At 62.1% G+C, this 18,074-nt stretch carries 16 protein-coding genes; 10 read left to right on the top strand and 6 right to left on the bottom strand.

Annotated features, from left to right (window positions below):
* Nucleotides 1-43: 43 nt before the first annotated feature.
* Nucleotides 44-1,768 (bottom strand): gamma-glutamyltransferase, encoded by a 1,725-nt coding sequence (gene ggt, locus PspS35_RS13490; protein ID WP_159935226.1) that lies wholly within the window; start codon nt 1,766-1,768, stop codon nt 44-46.
* A 160-nt stretch (nt 1,769-1,928) separates the two neighbouring features.
* Here ggt and PspS35_RS13485 point away from each other — a divergent pair, with 160 nt between their 5' ends.
* Nucleotides 1,929-2,573, top strand: coding sequence for a TetR/AcrR family transcriptional regulator (locus PspS35_RS13485; RefSeq protein ID WP_159935224.1), 645 nt, complete (start codon nt 1,929-1,931; stop codon nt 2,571-2,573).
* A gap of 30 nt (nt 2,574-2,603) precedes the next feature.
* Here the strand turns inward: PspS35_RS13485 and PspS35_RS13480 are convergent, their stop codons facing one another.
* The 4 genes from PspS35_RS13480 to PspS35_RS13465 all read right to left on the bottom strand — a co-directional run bounded on the left by PspS35_RS13480 (nt 2,604) and on the right by PspS35_RS13465 (nt 8,386).
* Nucleotides 2,604-6,116 carry a molybdopterin cofactor-binding domain-containing protein gene (locus PspS35_RS13480; protein ID WP_159935222.1) on the bottom strand — a complete coding sequence of 1,171 codons (3,513 nt, stop codon included), beginning with the start codon at nt 6,114-6,116 and terminating at the stop codon, nt 2,604-2,606.
* Nucleotides 6,113-6,604 carry a (2Fe-2S)-binding protein gene (locus PspS35_RS13475; protein ID WP_159935220.1) on the bottom strand — a complete coding sequence of 164 codons (492 nt, stop codon included), beginning with the start codon at nt 6,602-6,604 and terminating at the stop codon, nt 6,113-6,115. Before PspS35_RS13475 ends, PspS35_RS13480 begins: the two co-directional genes overlap by 4 nt.
* A 142-nt stretch (nt 6,605-6,746) precedes the next feature.
* A complete protein-coding gene (locus tag PspS35_RS13470; RefSeq protein ID WP_159935218.1) occupies nt 6,747-7,181 on the bottom strand; it encodes a MarR family winged helix-turn-helix transcriptional regulator in 435 nt (144 codons plus the stop codon).
* 152 nt (nt 7,182-7,333) lie between these two features.
* A complete protein-coding gene (locus tag PspS35_RS13465) occupies nt 7,334-8,386 on the bottom strand; it encodes a 2,5-dihydroxypyridine 5,6-dioxygenase (protein ID WP_159935216.1) in 1,053 nt (350 codons plus the stop codon).
* Nucleotides 8,387-8,695: 309 nt separating this feature from the next.
* On the opposite strand from PspS35_RS13465, the gene PspS35_RS13460 reads away from it, so the two are divergent.
* The 6 genes from PspS35_RS13460 to PspS35_RS13435 all read left to right on the top strand — a co-directional run bounded on the left by PspS35_RS13460 (nt 8,696) and on the right by PspS35_RS13435 (nt 14,859).
* Nucleotides 8,696-9,829: an FAD-dependent monooxygenase gene (locus PspS35_RS13460; RefSeq protein WP_159935214.1), complete on the top strand. Its 1,134-nt coding sequence runs from the start codon at nt 8,696-8,698 to the stop codon at nt 9,827-9,829.
* The gene (locus PspS35_RS13455; protein WP_159935212.1) at nt 9,826-10,626 is read left to right on the top strand and encodes an alpha/beta hydrolase; all 801 of its coding nucleotides are present in this window, start codon (nt 9,826-9,828) and stop codon (nt 10,624-10,626) included. Before PspS35_RS13460 ends, PspS35_RS13455 begins: the two co-directional genes overlap by 4 nt.
* An 11-nt stretch (nt 10,627-10,637) precedes the next feature.
* Nucleotides 10,638-11,390 carry an Asp/Glu racemase gene (locus tag PspS35_RS13450; protein WP_016969405.1) on the top strand — a complete coding sequence of 251 codons (753 nt, stop codon included), beginning with the start codon at nt 10,638-10,640 and terminating at the stop codon, nt 11,388-11,390.
* Between the two features lie 209 nt (nt 11,391-11,599).
* Nucleotides 11,600-12,232 (top strand): N-carbamoylsarcosine amidohydrolase, encoded by a 633-nt coding sequence (locus PspS35_RS13445; protein WP_159935210.1) that lies wholly within the window; start codon nt 11,600-11,602, stop codon nt 12,230-12,232.
* 94 nt (nt 12,233-12,326) lie between these two features.
* Nucleotides 12,327-13,637 carry an MFS transporter gene (locus PspS35_RS13440; protein WP_159935208.1) on the top strand — a complete coding sequence of 437 codons (1,311 nt, stop codon included), beginning with the start codon at nt 12,327-12,329 and terminating at the stop codon, nt 13,635-13,637.
* Between the two features lie 76 nt (nt 13,638-13,713).
* A complete protein-coding gene (locus PspS35_RS13435) occupies nt 13,714-14,859 on the top strand; it encodes a PatB family C-S lyase (protein WP_159935206.1) in 1,146 nt (381 codons plus the stop codon).
* A gap of 44 nt (nt 14,860-14,903) precedes the next feature.
* Here PspS35_RS13435 and PspS35_RS13430 read toward each other — a convergent pair whose 3' ends face one another.
* Entirely contained in the window at nt 14,904-15,119 is a 216-nt protein-coding gene (locus tag PspS35_RS13430; protein WP_076952332.1) for a TOBE domain-containing protein, read from the bottom strand.
* Between the two features lie 447 nt (nt 15,120-15,566).
* Here PspS35_RS13430 and PspS35_RS13425 point away from each other — a divergent pair, with 447 nt between their 5' ends.
* Genes PspS35_RS13425 through PspS35_RS13415 form a run of 3 tightly spaced genes read left to right on the top strand, consistent with a single transcriptional unit; the run spans nt 15,567 to nt 18,068 of the window.
* Nucleotides 15,567-16,523: an aliphatic sulfonate ABC transporter substrate-binding protein gene (locus tag PspS35_RS13425; protein ID WP_159935204.1), complete on the top strand. Its 957-nt coding sequence runs from the start codon at nt 15,567-15,569 to the stop codon at nt 16,521-16,523.
* 10 nt (nt 16,524-16,533) lie between these two features.
* Entirely contained in the window at nt 16,534-17,355 is an 822-nt protein-coding gene (locus PspS35_RS13420) for an ABC transporter permease (protein WP_159935202.1), read from the top strand.
* Nucleotides 17,352-18,068, top strand: a complete 717-nt coding sequence (locus PspS35_RS13415) for an ABC transporter ATP-binding protein (protein ID WP_159935200.1) — start codon at nt 17,352-17,354, stop codon at nt 18,066-18,068. Before PspS35_RS13420 ends, PspS35_RS13415 begins: the two co-directional genes overlap by 4 nt.
* Nucleotides 18,069-18,074: the final 6 nt, after the last annotated feature.

Here is an 18,074-nt window from a genome sequence, read left to right as displayed (position 1 = left end):
AAGAACTAGGCGTCCCCCTCGCTACTACAGGGAATTGCAGCGCTTAGTAGCCTAGGGACAGGCCCGTGTTACGACGTGGGTCGTTAGCACCATAGAAGCGGTTGTTACCCACCGGCTTGCCACCCAACGCAGGCGCACCTACCAGGATCGCCGCCAAGTGGTTGGCATCCTGCGGCCCGGCAAACGTGTGGCCCCAGCTTTCGAGGAGCTTCTGGGTGTCCGGGCTCACCGCGAAGGTCTCAAGGTTGGTGGTTTGCGGCATCCACTGCTGGTGGAAACGCGGCGCGTCAACGGCCTCCTGGATGTTCATCTTGTAGTCGATCACGTTCAAGATGGTCAGCAGGGTCGCGGTAATGATGCGGCTACCACCCGGCGTCCCCACCACCATCACCGCCTTGCCATCCTTGGTCACGATGGTCGGGCTCATCGACGACAGCGGCGCCTTGCCTGGGGCAATGGCGTTGGCTTCACCCTGCACCAGGCCGTACATGTTAGGTACGCCAACCTTGACGGTGAAGTCGTCCATTTCATCGTTGAGGATCACCCCGGTCTTGCTCGCCATCACGCCGGCGCCGAACCAGTCGTTGAGGGTGTAAGTGACGGAGACCGCATTGCCCCACTTGTCGACGATGGAGTAGTGGGTGGTGTTGTTGCCTTCGTGCGGTGACACACCCGGCTTGATTGCCTGGGAGTCACCGGCCTTTTGCGGCTCAATGGCGTCGCGCAATTTCGCCGCGTAGTTTTTGTCGAGCAGGTGCTCGATCGGGTTCTTCACGAAGTCCGGGTCGCCGAGGTAGCTGTTGCGGTCCACGTAGGCGTGGCGCATGGCTTCGATCTGGTAGTGCAGGCCCTGGGCCGAGTGATAGCCCAGTTCGGCCATCGGGTAGCCTTCGAGGATGTTCATGATCTGGCAGATCACCACACCGCCCGAGCTCGGCGGCGGCGCGGAAACCACGTGGTAACCCCGGTAATCGCACTCGATGGGCGCCAGCTCACGGGTCTTGTATTTGTCGAGGTCTGCCTGGGTGATGATGCCCTTGCCAGCCTGGCTGGAATCCACCAGGGCCTTGGCCACCCAACCTTTATAGAAGCCGTCTGTACCCTTGGCGGAGATTTCCTTGAGGGTCTTGGCCAGGTCTTTCTGCACCAGTTTCTGCCCGACCTGCATCGGCTGGCCGTTGTGCAGGAAGATGCCGCGCATGTCCTTGTCTTTTTCGAACTCACCGGTGGCGGTGTGCAGCAGGTCGATATCCCCTTGCTCCAGGGCGAAGCCGTTTTCAGCCAGCTTGATCGCTGGGGCAATCACCTGGGCGCGCTTGAGGGTGCCGTACTTGCTCAGGGCCAGTTCCATGCCGGACACGGTGCCAGGCACGCCGACAGCCAGGTGGCCCTTGGCACTCAGGCCTTCGATGACGTTGCCATCCTTGTCCAGGTACATATTGGCGGTGGCAGCCAGTGGGGCTTTTTCGCGGAAGTCGAGGAAGGTCTTGCGCCCGTCCGCCAGTTGCACGGTCATGAAGCCGCCGCCGCCCAGGTTACCCGCCGCCGGGTACACCACCGCCAGCGCGTAGCCCACGGCCACGGCCGCGTCCACCGCGTTGCCGCCCGCCTTGAGGACATCCACGCCGACATGAGTTGCCAAATGCTGGGCCGTCACCACCATGCCATTTTCACCGGCCACCGGGGCCTGGGAAGCGGCCTGTACACCACTGACCGTCAACACCAGTGCAGTGGCAATCAAGGTACGGCTAAAGGGTTGGTATTTCATCCATGGCTACTCTAGTTATTGAGACGCACCAAAATAGCCCGTGGGAGATGTAATCCCCAGCGCAATGGCGTTTTTATTACAGAACTTGTCGGTCATGGAACGGACCGAAAAAAGGCCATGCTATATTTCGCGCCCTGACTGTCGTGCAAGGCGCTTTGACATGGTGATCAAGAAGACCGGTATCCGTGCCCAACAGGCCGACCAGACCCGTGCGCGCATCCTGCAGGCGGCGGTCAAAGTATTCACCCGCGACGGCTACTCCGGCGGGCGCGTCGATACCATCTCCAAGGAAGCCGACTCCAACGACCGCATGCTCTATTACTACTTCGCCAGCAAGGAACACCTGTTCGTCTGCGTGCTGGAACACATCTACGAGCAATTCAACCAAGCCGAAAGCAAGCTCAAGCTGGACCTGGATGCGCCGGTGCAGGCCTTACGCGACTTGGTGGCGTTTATCTGGAACTACTACGTCAAGCACCCCGAGTTCGTGGCGATCCTGAGCATCGAAAACCTGCACCAGGGCAAGCACGCCAAGCAGTCGGGGGAGATTCGCAGGCTGTCAGGTGAAGCGGTGGGCGTGCTACGCCCGATCATCGAAGCAGGCCAGGCCCAGGGCCTGTTCCGCCAGGAGGTGGACCTCAAGCACGTGTACTTGATGATCGCTTCGCTGTGCTACTTCTATAACTCCAACCGCCATACCCTCAGCTCGTTCCTGGGTGAAGACCTGACGAACAAAGGGCAGCAGCAGGATTGGCTGGTGTTTATCAGCGATTTGGTGCTGCGGGGCGTCACTCCCTCACTGTAGAAACCTCCCACATTTTTTACCCTTGTTGTGTCAGTGGGTTCCGGGGTTAGCGCGCAGGTGCGCCACCGTCTGCTCCAGGCCCTTCCAAACCGGCGCATTCGGCGCAAATTTGCCGCGCAGATACGCGACCAAATCCGCTACCTGGCGATTGGACAAACTGTCCTTGAACCCCGGCATATACCCCAGATCCCGGGTCGCCGGGTTGCTGATACCTTGCAGGATCACCTTGATCAAATTGTCCGGCTGATCGCTAAACACATTGGTATTGGTCGCCAGTGACGGACTTACCCCAAACAACTTCGGCCCCAGGCCATCAGCATGACAGGCCTTGCACGACCCTTCGAACACGCGACGGCCATTGGGGTTTGGCACCGTAGCCACCACCTGCACCTGGGCAGCCGCCTCGCCATTCAACGACGCCAGGTACACCGCCATCGCGCGGATATCCGCCTTGGGCAATTTCGCCAGTTCACTCACCACCGGTCCCATCGGCCCCGCCGCCACACCGTGGGCGTCGGAATACCCGGTGCTCAGATACGTGAACAGTTGATCCTCGGTCCACGGCGTCGGCGCCTTGGACAACCCCGTCAACGCCGGCGCCTCCCAGCCGTCCACCACCCCACCGGCCAGAAACGCCTTGCCGCCCTTCTGCGCGCCCATCAAGTTGCGCGGCGAATGGCAGGCAGCGCAATGGCCCAGGCCATTGACCAGGTAATTGCCGCGATTCCACTGCTCGCTGCGCTCGGGCTGCACGGTGATTTCGCCGCGCCGCAGATTCAACGCATTCCACCCCGCCATCAACGGCCGCAGACTGAACGGAAAGCGCAGCGCATTCGCCGTCGCTGCCTGGCTCACCGGCGCCTGGGACATCAGGTACGCATACAGCGCCTGCATGTCGGCATCGTTGATATTGCGAAACGCCGTGTAGGGAAACGCCGGGTACAAATTGCGCCCGTCGCGGCCAATGCCGTCGCGCATCGCTCGCTCGAAGGCCGGGTACGACCAGGCGCCGATGCCCGTCTGCACGTGCGGCGTGATATTGCTGCTGTACAGAGTGCCGAAGGGTGTTTCCATGGCTAACCCACCGGCATTGGTCGCACCACCGGGCGCCGTGTGGCACACCGCGCAGTCCCCCAGTGCCGCCAATAAACGCCCGCGTTCCAGGGTCGCCTTGGACCAAGTGCCTGCACTGGGCGGTGCGATGGGCGCGATTGCACTGTGAAACGGCCACGCCGTGGCCAGCACGGCGCCCAAGGTCGCGAACAGTGCGCCGAACCACCATTTACGGCGTTTGTGCGGCGACTTGGCCGGCTCGCCCAAGGTGCCGGCATTCAATGCCGCCAACACCCGCTCCGGGGTGATCGGCAACTCGCGAAAACGAATCCCGGTGGCGTCATAGATCGCATTGGCAATCGCCGCCGCGCTGGGTACCGACGCCGACTCACCGGCGCCCATGGGCGGCTGGTCCTGGCGCGGCATCATCAGCACGTCGATCTGCGGCACTTCGGGGAACGTCAGGATCGGGTAACCGCCCCACTCTTTGCTGGCCACCGTCGACTCTTCAAAGGTCACACGCTCCTTGAGCACGCGGCTGGTGGACTGGATCACGTTGCCGTGGATTTGATGCTGCACCCCTGCCGGGTTGATCATCATCCCTGCGTCATGGCCGATCACCACCCGCGTCACCGACACATCGCCGGTGTGCTTGTCGATGGCCACGTCCGCGACCCACGCCGCCCAGGCCGCGCCGAAACCGGGGAACTTGCTGTGGATGTAGCGCGCGTAGGCAAAGCCACGACCACGCAGCAGGTGATCCTCATTGGCGGTTTGCATCGGCGCGGTGCGCGGTGCCCAGTTGGCGCGTTCGGCGGTGGACTTGACCAAGTCAATAGCGCGTTCGTCCTTGAGGTAACGCAGGCGGTATTCCACCGGGTCGACGCCGGCGGCGAAGGCCAGTTCGTCGATATAGGACTCGTGGGCGAAGGTGTTGGGCAGCGCCGACACGCCGCGCATCCACGAAGCACGCACAATGGGCGCCATGTCGTTGATGGTCACGCGCAGGTTGTCGATGTCGTAGGGCGGGATCGAGGTGCGATCGCCCATCTCGAACATCGCCGCCACCGGCTCGACGCGGCCGGTGAGCAGCAGCGCCAGGGTCGGCGCGCCGTTGGACGGGTAGCTGGTTTCAAAGTCATAGGCGGCGATGCTGCCGTCGGCATTCAGGCCGCCATCCACGTCCATCAGTTGCGCAGTGCCCTTGGGTTCCCACAGATGTTCCTGTTCGCGGGTCAGTTGCACACGCACCGGCTTGCCCACGGCACGCGACAGCAGCAAGGCGTCGGCGCACACGTCATCGGCACAGTTGCGTCCGTAGCAACCGGCGGCCTCCATGCGGATCACGTCGATCAGCGCTTCATCGCACTCCAGCAACCAGGCCAGGTCGGCACGCAGCAGGTGTGGGTTCTGGCTGCCGGACCACACGCGGCTGCCCGTGGGCTGATAATCGGCGACACCGCAGGACGGGCCGATGGAGCCGTGCATCTGGTACGGCCACAGGTACGTGCGCGGCATGCGCTGGGCAGCATTGGCCAGGGCTTCGTCGACCTTGCCCTGGTCAAGTACAGTGCGGCGCACGCGGGGGTTGTCGCGGATGGCCCGCTCCACATCACTCATGTCCGGCAATGCGTGGTTCCAGGGCTTCCACTGCACCTGCAGCGCTTGGGCGGCCTTGATAGCCTGCTCTTCACGCAGCGCCACCACGCCGACAAAATCACGGATCACCACCACCGCGACAATCCCGGGGATATGCGCAATCGACGCCTCGTCCACACTCAGCAGGCTGTTGCCAACGAACTCCCCGCAGTCCAGGCCGGCATACGGCGGGCGAATCACCCGGCCGTGCAGCATGTGCGGCACGCGCATATCGTGCACATAGGTCAACTCGCCGGTGGCCTTGCCCGGGATATCCACCCGCGCCGCGCCCTTGCCCACCAGGCGGTAATCGTCGATGGCCTTCAAGGGTGCGTCGCCGCTGATGTGCAGTTGATCGTGCTGGCCGCTGACCAACGCCGCGTACGTGGTGCTACGCCCGTCCGCCGCCTGGATCACGCCGGCGTCTACCTTAAGGCTGGCCGTGCTGACGCCCCAGCGCCCCGCCGCACGGGCCAGCAAAAAGCGCCGCGCCTCGGCCGCCGCGTTACGCAGTGGCACCGCCGAGATCTGCAAGGTCGCGCTGGCAATGGTCGCACCCTGGTTGGGCACGCGCTCGGTGTCGCCGAGCACCATCTTCACCTGCTCAAGCGTCAGGTCCAGTTCTTCGGCGACGATCTGCGCCAGCGACGTACGAATGCCGGTGCCCAGGTCTACGTGACCGTTGAACGCATACACCAGGCCGTCATCGTTCACTGCGATAAACAGCCCCAGCTCCCTGGGTTTCACCGTGGGCGTGCCGCCCTTGGCCACCGGTCCCGACGGCGGCAGCACGTCGTCGACGATCAATAAAACACCGGTCTTGGCCAGCCATTGGTCTCGGGAAAGGCTCATGACCGTCCCTCCGCACCCAGGAGGCGCGCGGCTCGCAGCACCGCCCGCAGGATTTCGATATGGGTACCGCAGCGGCAGAGGTTGCCCGACAGTTCATTGCGGACCTGGACTTCGCTGGGGTTGGGATTACGGTCGAGCAAAGCCTTGGCGGTCATGATCATGCCGTTGAGGCAGTAGCCGCATTGTGCGGCCTGCTCATCGATAAACGCCTGCTGCACCGGATGCGGCGCCTGGCGTGTGCCCAGGCCTTCGAGGGTGACAATCTCGCGCCCCACGGCGCCCGACAACGGGAACACACAGGCACGGGCCGCCACACCATCGATGATCACGGTACAGGCACCGCACTCCCCCAGGCCGCAGCCGTACTTGGGGCCGTTGAGTGCCAGGTCATTGCGCAGCACCAGCAACAGCGGGGTATCCGCCATGGCCGTGACCTCGTTGGGCTGGCCGTTAACCTTAAGCGTTACCGTGGTGTGCTGGCTGATCATGCGCTTCGCCTGTGACAGTTGATGAAGTGCCCACTACACCAAATAGTCAAAAAAAAGCGTCGCGCACCTGGGGCCTCGCGACACACTCGACTGATGAAGTGGCTACTACACGAACCTAGAGCAAAAACGGTGCCAGGGATGATTACTCCTGGGGATCGTCGATCATCTTGCGCAGCAGAAACAACACCGCCACCCGTTCGGCGGGGTTGAGGTTGCTCATGGTCAATTCGCTGATCTGCGCAGCGCGGGGCGCGGTTTGTGCGACCAGTTCGGCACCGCTGGCAGACAGGTCGACCACCACTTTGCGCTTGTCCTGCGGGTCGGGCTCCAGGCTGATCAGCGCCTTGGCCTTGAGCCGTTCGACGATGCCACGAATAGTCGCCTGGTCCACCGCGGTGGCCTTGACCAGCTCGGTGAGGGAACTTGCACCGTGATCGCGCAGTGCGCACAAGGTGACGAACTGCACGGCGGTAAGCTGGGAGTCGCCGACATTCTGCTGAAAGATCGCCAGGTGGCGCTGATAGGCCTTGCGCAACAGGTGGCCAACTTGCTCAGAGAAAACGTAGGAATCAGGCACGGCGGGCTCGGCGGGTGATTAACAATGGGAAGGCATATTACCGCTGTAGGAGCGAGCTTGCTCGCGAAGGTCGTGAACGATAACGCGGGGAATCTGACTCCCCGCAATCCTCTCGGTTTTTTCGCGAGCAAGCTCGCTCCTGCAAACGGGCCTCAGCGGGCCAGGGACGCTGGTGGGGCTACTACATCCCCGCCCATCACCACCGCCTCGTCATCCAGGTAAACATCACAATTGCGCAGCGGGATATCCAGGTGGCACGGCGTCTTGCGCGTACCGCCCACCTCGGTGTTCGGCCCGGTGGAGAACAGGAAATTACCGTAGAACGCCCGTGCGTCCATGCACATCCCGTCGTTCTTATCGTGCAGGCCCATCGCCGTCCACTGCGCCCGCGGCTGCAACCCCCAGCCGATATGGGAGATGCCGTACACCTCGGGATCCTTGAAGTACTTCATGTAGTCGCGCAGGTACTCGGCCTCGAAACCGCCGTGAATCCTGGTGATGAAGCCCTTCTCGATCTCCAGGGTGATCTTCTCGCGGGTATAGGTCTTGAACGGCAGCAGGATATCGCCGATGTCCAGCACCAGTACGCCTTCAGCGGTTTCTTCGTTGGGCCAGGAGAACAGAAAACCGCTGGGCCAGTGGTCCCAACGCCCCGGCTCGTCGGCAAAACCGTACTCGGTCACCGACGGGTATTGCCCCAACGCTGCACGAAAATCGCTGCCGGCGCGGGATTTGACGTGGATCGAGCGCGCCTTTTTCAGCAGTTGTTCGGCAGCCAGCACGCGCACCTTGTCGGCTTCGGTGGGCAGCATGCGCGCCAGCACTTCCGGTGGCTCCACCGCCAGCAGGATGCGCGTGCCGGTCTTGAGGATCTGCTCCTGCTCAGGTGAATGCAGCAGCATCATGGTGTCGACAATCAGGTCGGCGGCCTCCAGGGCGCGCTGGGCGGCAAGGTTGCCGGTGAGCGCGGTATCGCCACAGTAGGCGGTCATGTCATTGCCCATCGCCGTCGGGTGGTTGAACGAAGGCAGCTCGACGGCATACACCTTGGCCCCCAGACGCTGCGCGGCATCCATCGCGGCGCGCACGGTGCGTGGGTCGGAGTAATGGCTCTTGAGCACGGCAACGCTTTGGCTCGGGTCAACCTTGGACAGCGTGAGCACGTGCTCAAACATCTGGGTCAGTTCGCAATCGCTTACGGGCATTTTTTCGGTCTCCTGTGGGGCTGCACCAAGTTCAGGCACTGCGCTTCACTCTAGTGCATTTATATAGCGTATACACCAGTTAATAACGATAAGACCTGAATTGCAGACGGACTGCAAGCACCAGGCCAAAGCGTTACCATTCCACACAAATCCAGTATTTACTGGATAAAAGTGGTTACACAGAACGAATAAGGCTCAAAAAAGATTTTTTATCCAGACCCTTCCCATTTGAAAAAATGAGCGTATACACTTTAAAAACCTTGCGGACTGACGCCGCCGAAAATCAAAAAAGAAAGAGGATCACGCCCCATGGGAAGCACACAAAAAATCGCCATCGTCGGTGCCGGCCTGGGCGGCGCCGCTGCAGCCACGCTGTTGCAGCAAGCCGGTTTTGACGTGGACATCTACGAACAGGCGCCGGAGTTCTCCCGCCTGGGTGCCGGGATCCACATGGGCCCCAATATCATGAAAATCTTTCGCCGCATGGGCATCGAAAAACAGCTGGACCTGATGGGCTCCCACCCTGAGCACTGGTTCAGCCGTTGCGGCGAAAGCGGCGACTACCTCTCGCGAATTCCCCTCACCGGCTACGGCGCGTCCTATATCACCGTGCACCGGGGCGACCTGCATGCCCTGCAGATGTCCACCCTCAAGCCCGGCACCCTGCACTTCAACAAGCGCCTGGAAACCCTCGAAGAAACCGACACCCAGGTGCGCCTGACCTTCGCCGACGGCGAGGTGACCTACGCCGACATCGTGATCGGCGCCGACGGCATCAACTCCAAGATCCGCGAAGAACTGCTGGGCGTGGAAAAACCGCTGTACAGCGGCTGGGTCGCGCACCGGGCGCTGATCCGTGGCGACCAATTGGCCAAGTACGACCTGAAGTTCGAAGACTGCATCAAGTGGTGGACCGAAGACCGTCACATGATGGTCTACTACACCACCGGCCGGCGCGACGAGTACTACTACGTGACCGGCGTACCCCACGCCGAATGGGACTTGCAGGGCGCGTTCGTCGACAGCAGCCGTGAAGAGATGTTCGACGCCTTCAAGGGCTACCACCCCACCGTGCAGGCGCTGATCGAGTCCACCGAAAGCGTGACCAAATGGCCGCTGCGCAACCGCAACCCGTTGCCGCTGTGGAGCCGTGGTCGCCTGGTATTGCTAGGCGATGCCTGCCACCCGATGAAACCGCACATGGCCCAAGGCGCCGGCATGGCCATCGAAGACGCCGCCATGCTCACCCGATGCCTGCAGGAAACCGGGATCAGCGACTACCGCACTGCGTTCCAACTCTACGAAGCCAACCGCAAGGAGCGCGCGTCCCGCGTGCAGGCCGTGTCCAACGCCAACACCTGGCTGCGCACCCAGGAAGACCCGGCCTGGGTCTACGGCTATGACCTCTACGCCCAAGAGCTGAAATCGGGGGTGGCCGCGTGAGCAGCTTTCTCTACGGCGGCAACGTCCAGGCCAACGGCATTCGCCAGCACTACCTGCGCTACGGCGGCAAAGGCCCGGCGTTGATCCTGATCCCGGGCATCACCAGCCCGGCGATCACCTGGGGCTTTGTGGCCGAGCGCCTGGGCGAACAGTTCGACACGTATGTGCTGGATGTGCGCGGTCGCGGTTTGTCATCCACCGGCCCGGCGCTGGATTACAGCGCCGACACCTGCGCCGAAGACATCGGCGCACTGGCCGACGCGCTTGGCTTAAACAGTTATCACCTGATGGGGCATTCGATGGGCGCGCGCTTTGCCGTGCGCAGTGCGGTCAAGCACCCCCACGGCGTCAACCGTGTGGTGTTGATCGACCCGCCCGTGTCCGGCCCCGGCCGCCGTGAATACCCGAGCAAGCTGCCGTGGTACGTCGACTCCATCCGCCAAGCCTTGGCCGGCATGGACGCCGAAGCGATGCGCGCCTTCTGCGCCACCTGGACCGAGGAACAGCTGCAATTGCGCGCCGAATGGCTGCACACCTGTTATGAGCCGGCCATCGTGCGCGCCTTCAAGGACTTCCACGCGGTGGATTTCCACCAGGACCTGCCCCACCTCAAGGCCCCTGCCCTGCTGATGGTGGCCGGGCGTGGCGGCGTGATTCTCGACCAGGACATTGCCGAGATCCAGGATTTGCAGCCGTCCATCAAGGTCGCGTCCGTGCCGAATGCCGGGCACATGATCCCGTGGGATGACCTGGAAGGGTTCTTCCACGCCCTCGGCGATTTCCTCACAGCACAATAACGGAGACCACCATGCACAAGCCTTACCGCATCGGCCAGATCGTGCCGAGTTCCAACACCACCATGGAGACCGAGATCCCGGCGATGCTCACCGCACGCCAGGCAATCCGCCCCGAGCGCTTTACCTTTCACTCCAGCCGCATGCGCATGAAGCAAGTGCGCAAGGAAGAACTGGCCGCTATGGATGGTGAGTCCGACCGCTGCGCCGTCGAGCTGTCCGACGCCAAGGTCGATGTGCTGGGTTACGCGTGCCTGGTGGCGATCATGGCCATGGGGCTGGGCTACCACCGCAACTCCGAGCAACGCCTGCGCAAGGCCACCGCCGACAATGACGCCAACGCCCCGGTGATCACCAGCGCCGGCGCGCTGATCGAAGGCCTGAAAGTCATGGGCGCCAAACGCATCGCCATTGTTGCGCCGTACATGAAGCCCCTGACCGAACTGGTGGTGAACTACATCCGCGAAGAAGGTTTTGAGGTGGTGGACTGGCGCGCCCTGGAGATCCCCGATAACCTCGAAGTGGCCCGCCACGACCCGGCCAACCTGCCGGCGATTGTCGCCGGGATGAACCTGGAAGGCGTGGATGTGATCGTGCTCTCGGCGTGCGTGCAGATGCAGTCGCTGCCGGTGGTGGCGAAGGTCGAGGCGCAAACCGGCAAACCGGTGCTCACGGCGGCCATCGCCACCACCTACGCCATGCTCAAGGCGCTGGACCTGGAACCCATCGTTCCCGGCGCCGGAGCGCTGCTCTCCGGCGCTTATTAAATGGTTTTGTGGTGAGCCCACTTTTATGGTGAGCGGGCTTTTGTGGTGAGCGGGCTTGCCCCGCGCTGGAGTGCGCAGCGCTCCCGCTTTTTTGGGGCCGCTTCGCAGCCCAGCGCGGGGCAAGCCCGCTCACCACAGCAAGCCCGCTCACCACAGCAAGCCCAGTCACCACAGGATAAGTGCACGGTCCAACAATGAGGGTTGAACAGATGAACGACCAATCCGCCGACGCCAACTACCAAGGCGTCTGGGGCAACCGCATCGGCTTCGGCAAAAAGGCCGCACTGCTGATGATCGATTTCATGCAGGGCTACACCACCGAAGGCGCGCCGCTGTTTGCACCGGGCGTGGTCAGCGCCGTGGCCGAAAGCGTCGAATTGCTGGCCTGCGCACGGCAGCACGGGATTGCGGTGGTGCACACCAATATCCGCTACCATCCCGGCCATTTCGTCGATGGCGGGATCTGGGTCAAGAAGGCCCCGGTGATGAAAGACATGGTCGAAGGCAACCCGCTGGCGGCGTTCTGCGCCGAGGTACTGCCGTTGACCGATGAAGTGGTGATCACCAAGCAGTACGCCAGCGCGTTTTTCGGCAGCAGCCTGGCCTCGATGCTTCATGCACAGGGCATCGACACCGTGGTGCTGGCTGGCTGCTCCACCAGCGGTTGCATCCGTGCGACGGCGGTGGATGCCGTACAACACGGGTTCCGGACCATCGTCGTGCGTGAATGCGTCGGCGATCGACACCCGGCGCCCCATGAAGCCAACTTGTTCGACATCGACAGCAAGTACGGCGACGTGGTGGGCAAGCAGGAGGCAATGAGCCAATTCAGGGAGCAATAAGGTTTTACAAGAACCGCGCCATAGAGCGCGGCACGCACCTACAACAACTGCCGGCTGTATAAAAAAACCATAAGTCACCGCCAGGAGACACCCGATGCCCATTGCGAATGCAGCGCCCGCGACCACGGTCGCCGACCCGGTCAACACGCTTTACCACAAGATCACCTGGAAGCTGATTCCCTTCCTGTGCTTCTGCTATCTGGCTGCGTACCTGGACCGGATCAACATCGGCTTCGCCAAGCTGCAGATGCTCGATCAACTGCAATTTAGCGAAACCGCGTTCGGCCTCGGCGCCGGCCTGTTCTTTGTCGGCTACATCATCTTTGAAGTGCCAAGCAACCTGGTACTGGAGCGGGTCGGCGCGAAGATCTGGATCGCGCGCATCATGATCACCTGGGGCCTGCTGTCGGCCTGCACCATGCTGGTCACCTCCACCACTCAGTTCTACATTCTGCGTTTCCTGCTCGGCGCCGCCGAGGCTGGCTTCCTGCCGGGTGTGCTGTATTACCTGACCACCTGGTTTCCCACCCACCGCCGCGGGCGCATCATCGCGCTGTTCATGATCGGTCTGCCGCTGTCCAGTGTGATCGGCGGCCCGCTGTCCGGCTGGATCATGGGTCATTTCGACCACATCGGCGGCCTGCGCGGCTGGCAGTGGTTGTTCCTGATCGAAGCGGTACCCAGCGTGTTGCTCGGTGTGCTGACCTTCTGGGCACTGCCCAACAGTTACCAGCAAGCCAAATGGCTGTCGGATGAAGAAAAAGCCTTGCTGGAAAGCGAATTGCGCAAGGACGACGCCGAGAGCACTGGCAGCAAGCACAGCTTGCGCGACGGTTTCTTCAACCTCAAAGTGTGGATGCTCGGCGGTATCGACTTCTCGATCCTGCTCAGCGCCTACGCGATGGGTTTCTGGATGCCGACCTTTATCCGCAACGCCGGCGTCACCGACACCTTTCATATCGGCGTACTCACCGCGCTGCCAAGTGTGGCCGCGTTGCTGGGCATGCTGCTGATCAGCGCCAGCTCCGACAAACACCGCGAACGCCGCTGGCACATCATCGTGCCGTTTTTCATCGGCGCGGCAGCGATGGCCACCAGCACCTTCTTTACCCATAACGTCGCCGCCACCGTGGCCCTGTTTGCCATTGCATCGGCGGCGATCATTGGCGCCGTACCGGTGTTTTTCAGCCTGCCGGCGACCTTCCTCAAAGGCACCGCAGCGGCCACCGGTTTTGCCCTGGCGTGCTCGGTGGCGAATATCGCCGGGCTGGTGAGCAACTCGTTGATGGGGGTGGCGATTGACATCACTGGCAGCAGCGCTGGCGCCCTGTGGTTCTTTGCCGGCTGCTTGATTCTCAGCAGTTTGCTGGTCATCGCCTTGCCGGCGAAACTGGTCAACCGTTAATCAGCACTGGCCTACAAAAAGAATGGCGCTAGAATCAGCGCCATTCTTCGTTAGCCTTCCTGATACGAGCCCCTTCATGAGCTTTGATTTCGACACGATCCACCCCCGCCTCGGCACCGGCAGCACCAAGTGGAACCGCTACCCGGCCGATGTGTTGCCGATGTGGATCGCCGACATGGACATCGCTGCGCCGCCCGCCGTGTTGCAGGCCCTGCATGAGCGCCTGGACCAGCAGATCCTCGGCTACAGCGTGGCTGGCCCGGATGTGCGCGAGGCCATCATCGCCGACCTGTGGGCCAAGTACGCCTGGCGCGTGCAGCCTGAAGATCTGCTGTTTCTGCCCGGCGTCGAGCCTGGCTTCAACATGGCGTTGCACGCCTTTGTACAGCCAGGCCAGCCGGTGGTATTGCAAACCCCCAACTATCGGCCGATTCGCCTGGCACCGGGGCACTGGAACCTGCCGCGCATCGAAGTGCCGTTCGAGTTGATCGACGCTGAATACATCACGCCCATGCCCCTCATGCGCCAAGCCTTGACCGGCGCCGGCGCACTGCTGCTGAGCAACCCGCACAATCCCATGGGCAAGGTCTTCCCCCGTGAAGAACTGCTGGCCGTGGCCACTGCCTGCCTGGACAACGGCGCGCTGATCATCAGTGACGAGATCCACGCCGAGTTGTGCTTCGATGGCCGCCGCCACATCCCCACCGCCAGCCTCAGCCCGGAAATCGCGCAACGCACCATCACCCTGATGTCGGCGAGCAAGGCCTATAACGTCGCCGGTTTGAAGACCTGCTTTGCAGTGATCCAGAACACCGAGATCCGCGAGCGGTTCAACCACGCCCGTTGCGGCATGGTCGACAGTGTCAGCCCCTTGGGCCTGGAAGCCACCCGCGCAGCCTACAGCCAGTGCGGCGACTGGCTCGACGCATTGAAGGTGTACCTGCAAGCCAACCGCGATTACCTGCTCGATGCCGTGCAGACACGCCTGCCCGGCGTGGTGATGCATGCACCGCAAGGCACCTTCCTGGCGTGGCTCGATTGCAGCGCCCTGGGCCTGGATGACCCACAGCAATTTTTCCTCGAACAGGCCAAGGTAGGGTTGAGTGCGGGGATCGAATTTGGCGATGACAGCCAGCAGTTCGTGCGCCTGAATTTCGGCTGCCCGAGGGCGATGCTGCAAGAGGGTTTACAGCGCATGGAACGCAGTTTGCGCAACCGCTGAGGCGCGCAAAAAATGGCCCCCGCTGCAATGGCGGGGGCTGGGGTTTACAGCTTGGCGATGGACACTTCGGTGGACTTCACAAAGGCAATCACTTCACTGCCGATTTTCAATTCCAGGTCACGCACCGAGCGGGTGGTGATCACCGACGTCACGATGCCCGACGCGGTTTGCACGTCGATTTCCGACACCACTTCCCCCAGCAGAATTTCCTTGATCACGCCTTTGAACTGGTTGCGCACGTTGATCGCTTTAATGGTCATGTCGGCTTTCCTTTTGGCTGTTGGGTCAATCCGCACGAATGCGCAGGCCCTCAAAGTGCGCTATCCGGGATGACATTAAAAGGAATATATATCTATTTATTTATTCCATATAGATATATACAACTGTTGCCCAACCAACAGCCGATCAACAATTTGCTCGCCCGCGTAGCAGCTGTCGAGCCTTGGCGAGGCTGCGTGGCGTACGTATTGACACCCTGCGATCTGTGGGGCGCCAACGCAGCTCGCTTGCGCTCGACAGCTGCTACGACCCGAAACTTGCGGTTGCCCGGTGAGAGTCAAGACGGTATCTACGCGCGGGGGGGGGGTGGTGTGCGATGGCTTTGGCATAGAGACTGCATATTCCTTAAAAGCATGATGGAGCATGCCGATTCAGTTTTCTGAATATAAGAAAAAGCCCTCTCTCAACGCCTTGTCCGGAGCTGTTCCATGAAACCCTTCACCCTTCGCCTGCTGGGCGCCTGCGCCCTGGTCCTGAGCCTGCAACCGCTGGTCCAGGCCGCTGAAACCGCACCTGCCGAAGTCAACCTCGACTACGCCTACTATTCGCCGGTCAGCCTGGTGCTCAAGCATTTCGGTTGGCTGGAACAATCCCTGCCGAATACCAAGGTCGGCTGGGTCTTGAGCCAAGGCAGCAACCGCTCGCTGGAGTACCTCAACAGCGGCGGCGTGGACTTCGCCTCGTCCGCCAGCTTGTCTGCCGTGTTGAGCCGGGCCAACGGCAGTCCGATCAAATCGGTGTATGTCTACAGCCGCGCCGAATGGACCGCCCTGGTGGTGCGCAAGGATTCGCCGCTCAACAGCGTCGCCGATCTGAAAGGCAAGAAGATCGCCGCCACCAAAGGCACCGACCCGTACCTGTTCACCCTGCGTAGCCTGCAACAGGCAGGACTGAAAAAGGACGACGTGGAGCTGGTGCACCTGCAACACCCGGACGGCCGCACCGCCCTGGAAAAAGGCGACGTAGACGCCTGGGCCGGCCTCGACCCGCACATGGCCGCCAGTGAAATCCAGGCCGGTTCGCGCCTGTTGTACCGCAATAAGGACTTCAACAGCTACGGCGTGGTCAGCGTCACCGAGCAGTTTGCCAAGGCGCATCCGCAAACCATCACCACAGTGCTCGGCGCCTATGAAAAAGCCCGCGACTGGGCAGTGAAGCACCCGGATGAGTTCGCCAAACTGCTGGCGGATGAATCCGGCCTGCCATTGGCGGTGGCCAAGCTGCAACTGTCGCGCACCGACCTGAGCACACCGTTCCTGAGCAGCAAGGATGTGGTTGCATCCAAAGCGGCGGCGCCGATTCTGGTGTCTGAAGAACTGGTGCGCCGTGGGGTGAATGTGGACCAAGTGATCGACCAGTTGATCGATACCTCGTTCGGCCACTAAGGAGCGCGTGATGACCAGCAAAAGCCAAGCATTGCCCCTTCCCGTGCCGGTCGCGGTCAACCGCAGCGCCTGGCCCAGGCGGCTCAAGGGCCTGGTGCTGCCGGCCGCGATCTTGCTGATCCTCGAAGTCGTGGTGCGCGTGGGTTGGCTGCCGTCCTACCAGATGCCGGCGCCGAGCGAGATCGCCGTTACCCTCGGCGAGCTGGCCGAAGGCGCGCTGTGGAAACACATCAGCGCCAGCCTGGGACGAGTGCTGCTGGGCTTTGCCATTGGCGCCAGCCTCGCACTGGTGTTCGCCGCCTGGGTCGGTTTGAGCCGAGAAGCCGAGGCGTACCTGGAGCCGACCTTCGCCGGCCTTCGTTCGATCCCAAGCCTGGCCTGGGTACCGCTGTTGCTGCTGTGGCTGGGCATCGATGAAACCTCAAAGATCGTGCTGATCGCCATTGGCGCGTTTTTCCCGGTGTACCTCAATGGTGTCGCGGCGATTCGCGATATCGACCGCAAGTTGGTGGAAGTCGGGCAGATGTACGGTTTCAGTCGGCGCCGCCTGGTGCGGCGCATCCTGCTGCCCGCCGCCCTGCCCGGCCTGTTTACCGGTTTGCGCAGTGGCTTGAGCCTGGCATGGATGTTCCTGGTGGCTGCCGAATTGATTGCGGCCACCAAGGGCTTGGGTTATCTGCTCAGCGATGGGCGAGAAACGTCGCGGCCCGATATCGTGCTGGCGGCGATCATCGTGTTGGCGTTACTGGGCAAGCTCACCGATGGCCTGCTGGCGGCGCTGGAGAAACGCTGCCTGGTCTGGCGCGACACGTTTACCGGCCAGGAGCAATGAACATGCAGCCGTTATTGGACATTCACGTCGCGCGTAAAAGCTTCGCCGACACCACCGTACTCAACGACGTGCGCCTGGCTCTGCAACCGCGTGAAGCCGTCAGCCTGCTGGGCCCCAGCGGTTGCGGAAAAAGCACCTTGCTGCGCATCGTCGCCGGGTTGGAAACCGACTTCCAGGGCCAGTTGCGCAGCCCCGACGGCGAGGTGGCGTTTGTGTTCCAGGAGCCTCGGCTGATGCCCTGGCTCACCGTGGAGCAGAACATCGGCTTCAGCGATGACCGCCATTACGACAAGGGCTGGGTCACGCAGTTGATCGAGGAAGTCGGCCTCACGGGCTTCGCCCAGGCGCTGCCCAAGGCGTTGTCCGGCGGCATGGCGCAACGGGTGGCTATCGCACGCGGCCTGTATTCACGCCCGCAGGTGCTGTTGCTCGATGAACCGTTCAGCGCGGTGGATGCGTTTACCCGCATGAAACTGCAGGACTTGCTGCTGCAACTGGCCGAACACCATGCCATTGCGTTATTGCTGGTGACCCATGATGTAGATGAGGCGCTGTACCTGAGTGACCGCGTGCTGGTGATGGGCAACCGGCCGAGCAGCATTCGCCAGGAACTGGCGGTAGATCTGCCGCACCCTCGGGACCGGCGCGATCCGCTGCTGGCGCAGCTCAAGGCCTTGGCCCTGACCGAGTTGCAGCGGGCGCATGTGATATAAACCTGT

The organism is Pseudomonas sp. S35 (assembly GCF_009866765.1).
Taxonomy (GTDB): domain Bacteria; phylum Pseudomonadota; class Gammaproteobacteria; order Pseudomonadales; family Pseudomonadaceae; genus Aquipseudomonas.
This window is presented reverse-complemented; position numbering and strand designations above follow the sequence as displayed.

Excerpts from the sequence above, each read along its gene's own strand:
- ggt (WP_159935226.1), bottom strand. The coding sequence starts at position 1,768 with ATGAAATACCAACCCTTTAGCCGTACCTTGATTGCCACTGCACTGGTG.
- PspS35_RS13415 (WP_159935200.1), top strand. The coding sequence starts at position 17,352 with ATGAACATGCAGCCGTTATTGGACATTCACGTCGCGCGTAAAAGCTTC.
- PspS35_RS13450 (WP_016969405.1), top strand. The coding sequence starts at position 10,638 with ATGCACAAGCCTTACCGCATCGGCCAGATCGTGCCGAGTTCCAACACC.
- PspS35_RS13440 (WP_159935208.1), top strand. The coding sequence starts at position 12,327 with ATGCCCATTGCGAATGCAGCGCCCGCGACCACGGTCGCCGACCCGGTC.
- PspS35_RS13460 (WP_159935214.1), top strand. The coding sequence starts at position 8,696 with ATGGGAAGCACACAAAAAATCGCCATCGTCGGTGCCGGCCTGGGCGGC.
- PspS35_RS13435 (WP_159935206.1), top strand. The coding sequence starts at position 13,714 with ATGAGCTTTGATTTCGACACGATCCACCCCCGCCTCGGCACCGGCAGC.
- PspS35_RS13425 (WP_159935204.1), top strand. The coding sequence starts at position 15,567 with ATGAAACCCTTCACCCTTCGCCTGCTGGGCGCCTGCGCCCTGGTCCTG.
- PspS35_RS13430 (WP_076952332.1), bottom strand. The coding sequence starts at position 15,119 with ATGACCATTAAAGCGATCAACGTGCGCAACCAGTTCAAAGGCGTGATC.
- PspS35_RS13420 (WP_159935202.1), top strand. The coding sequence starts at position 16,534 with ATGACCAGCAAAAGCCAAGCATTGCCCCTTCCCGTGCCGGTCGCGGTC.
- PspS35_RS13480 (WP_159935222.1), bottom strand. The coding sequence starts at position 6,116 with ATGAGCCTTTCCCGAGACCAATGGCTGGCCAAGACCGGTGTTTTATTG.
- PspS35_RS13465 (WP_159935216.1), bottom strand. The coding sequence starts at position 8,386 with ATGCCCGTAAGCGATTGCGAACTGACCCAGATGTTTGAGCACGTGCTC.
- PspS35_RS13485 (WP_159935224.1), top strand. The coding sequence starts at position 1,929 with ATGGTGATCAAGAAGACCGGTATCCGTGCCCAACAGGCCGACCAGACC.
- PspS35_RS13475 (WP_159935220.1), bottom strand. The coding sequence starts at position 6,604 with ATGATCAGCCAGCACACCACGGTAACGCTTAAGGTTAACGGCCAGCCC.
- PspS35_RS13445 (WP_159935210.1), top strand. The coding sequence starts at position 11,600 with ATGAACGACCAATCCGCCGACGCCAACTACCAAGGCGTCTGGGGCAAC.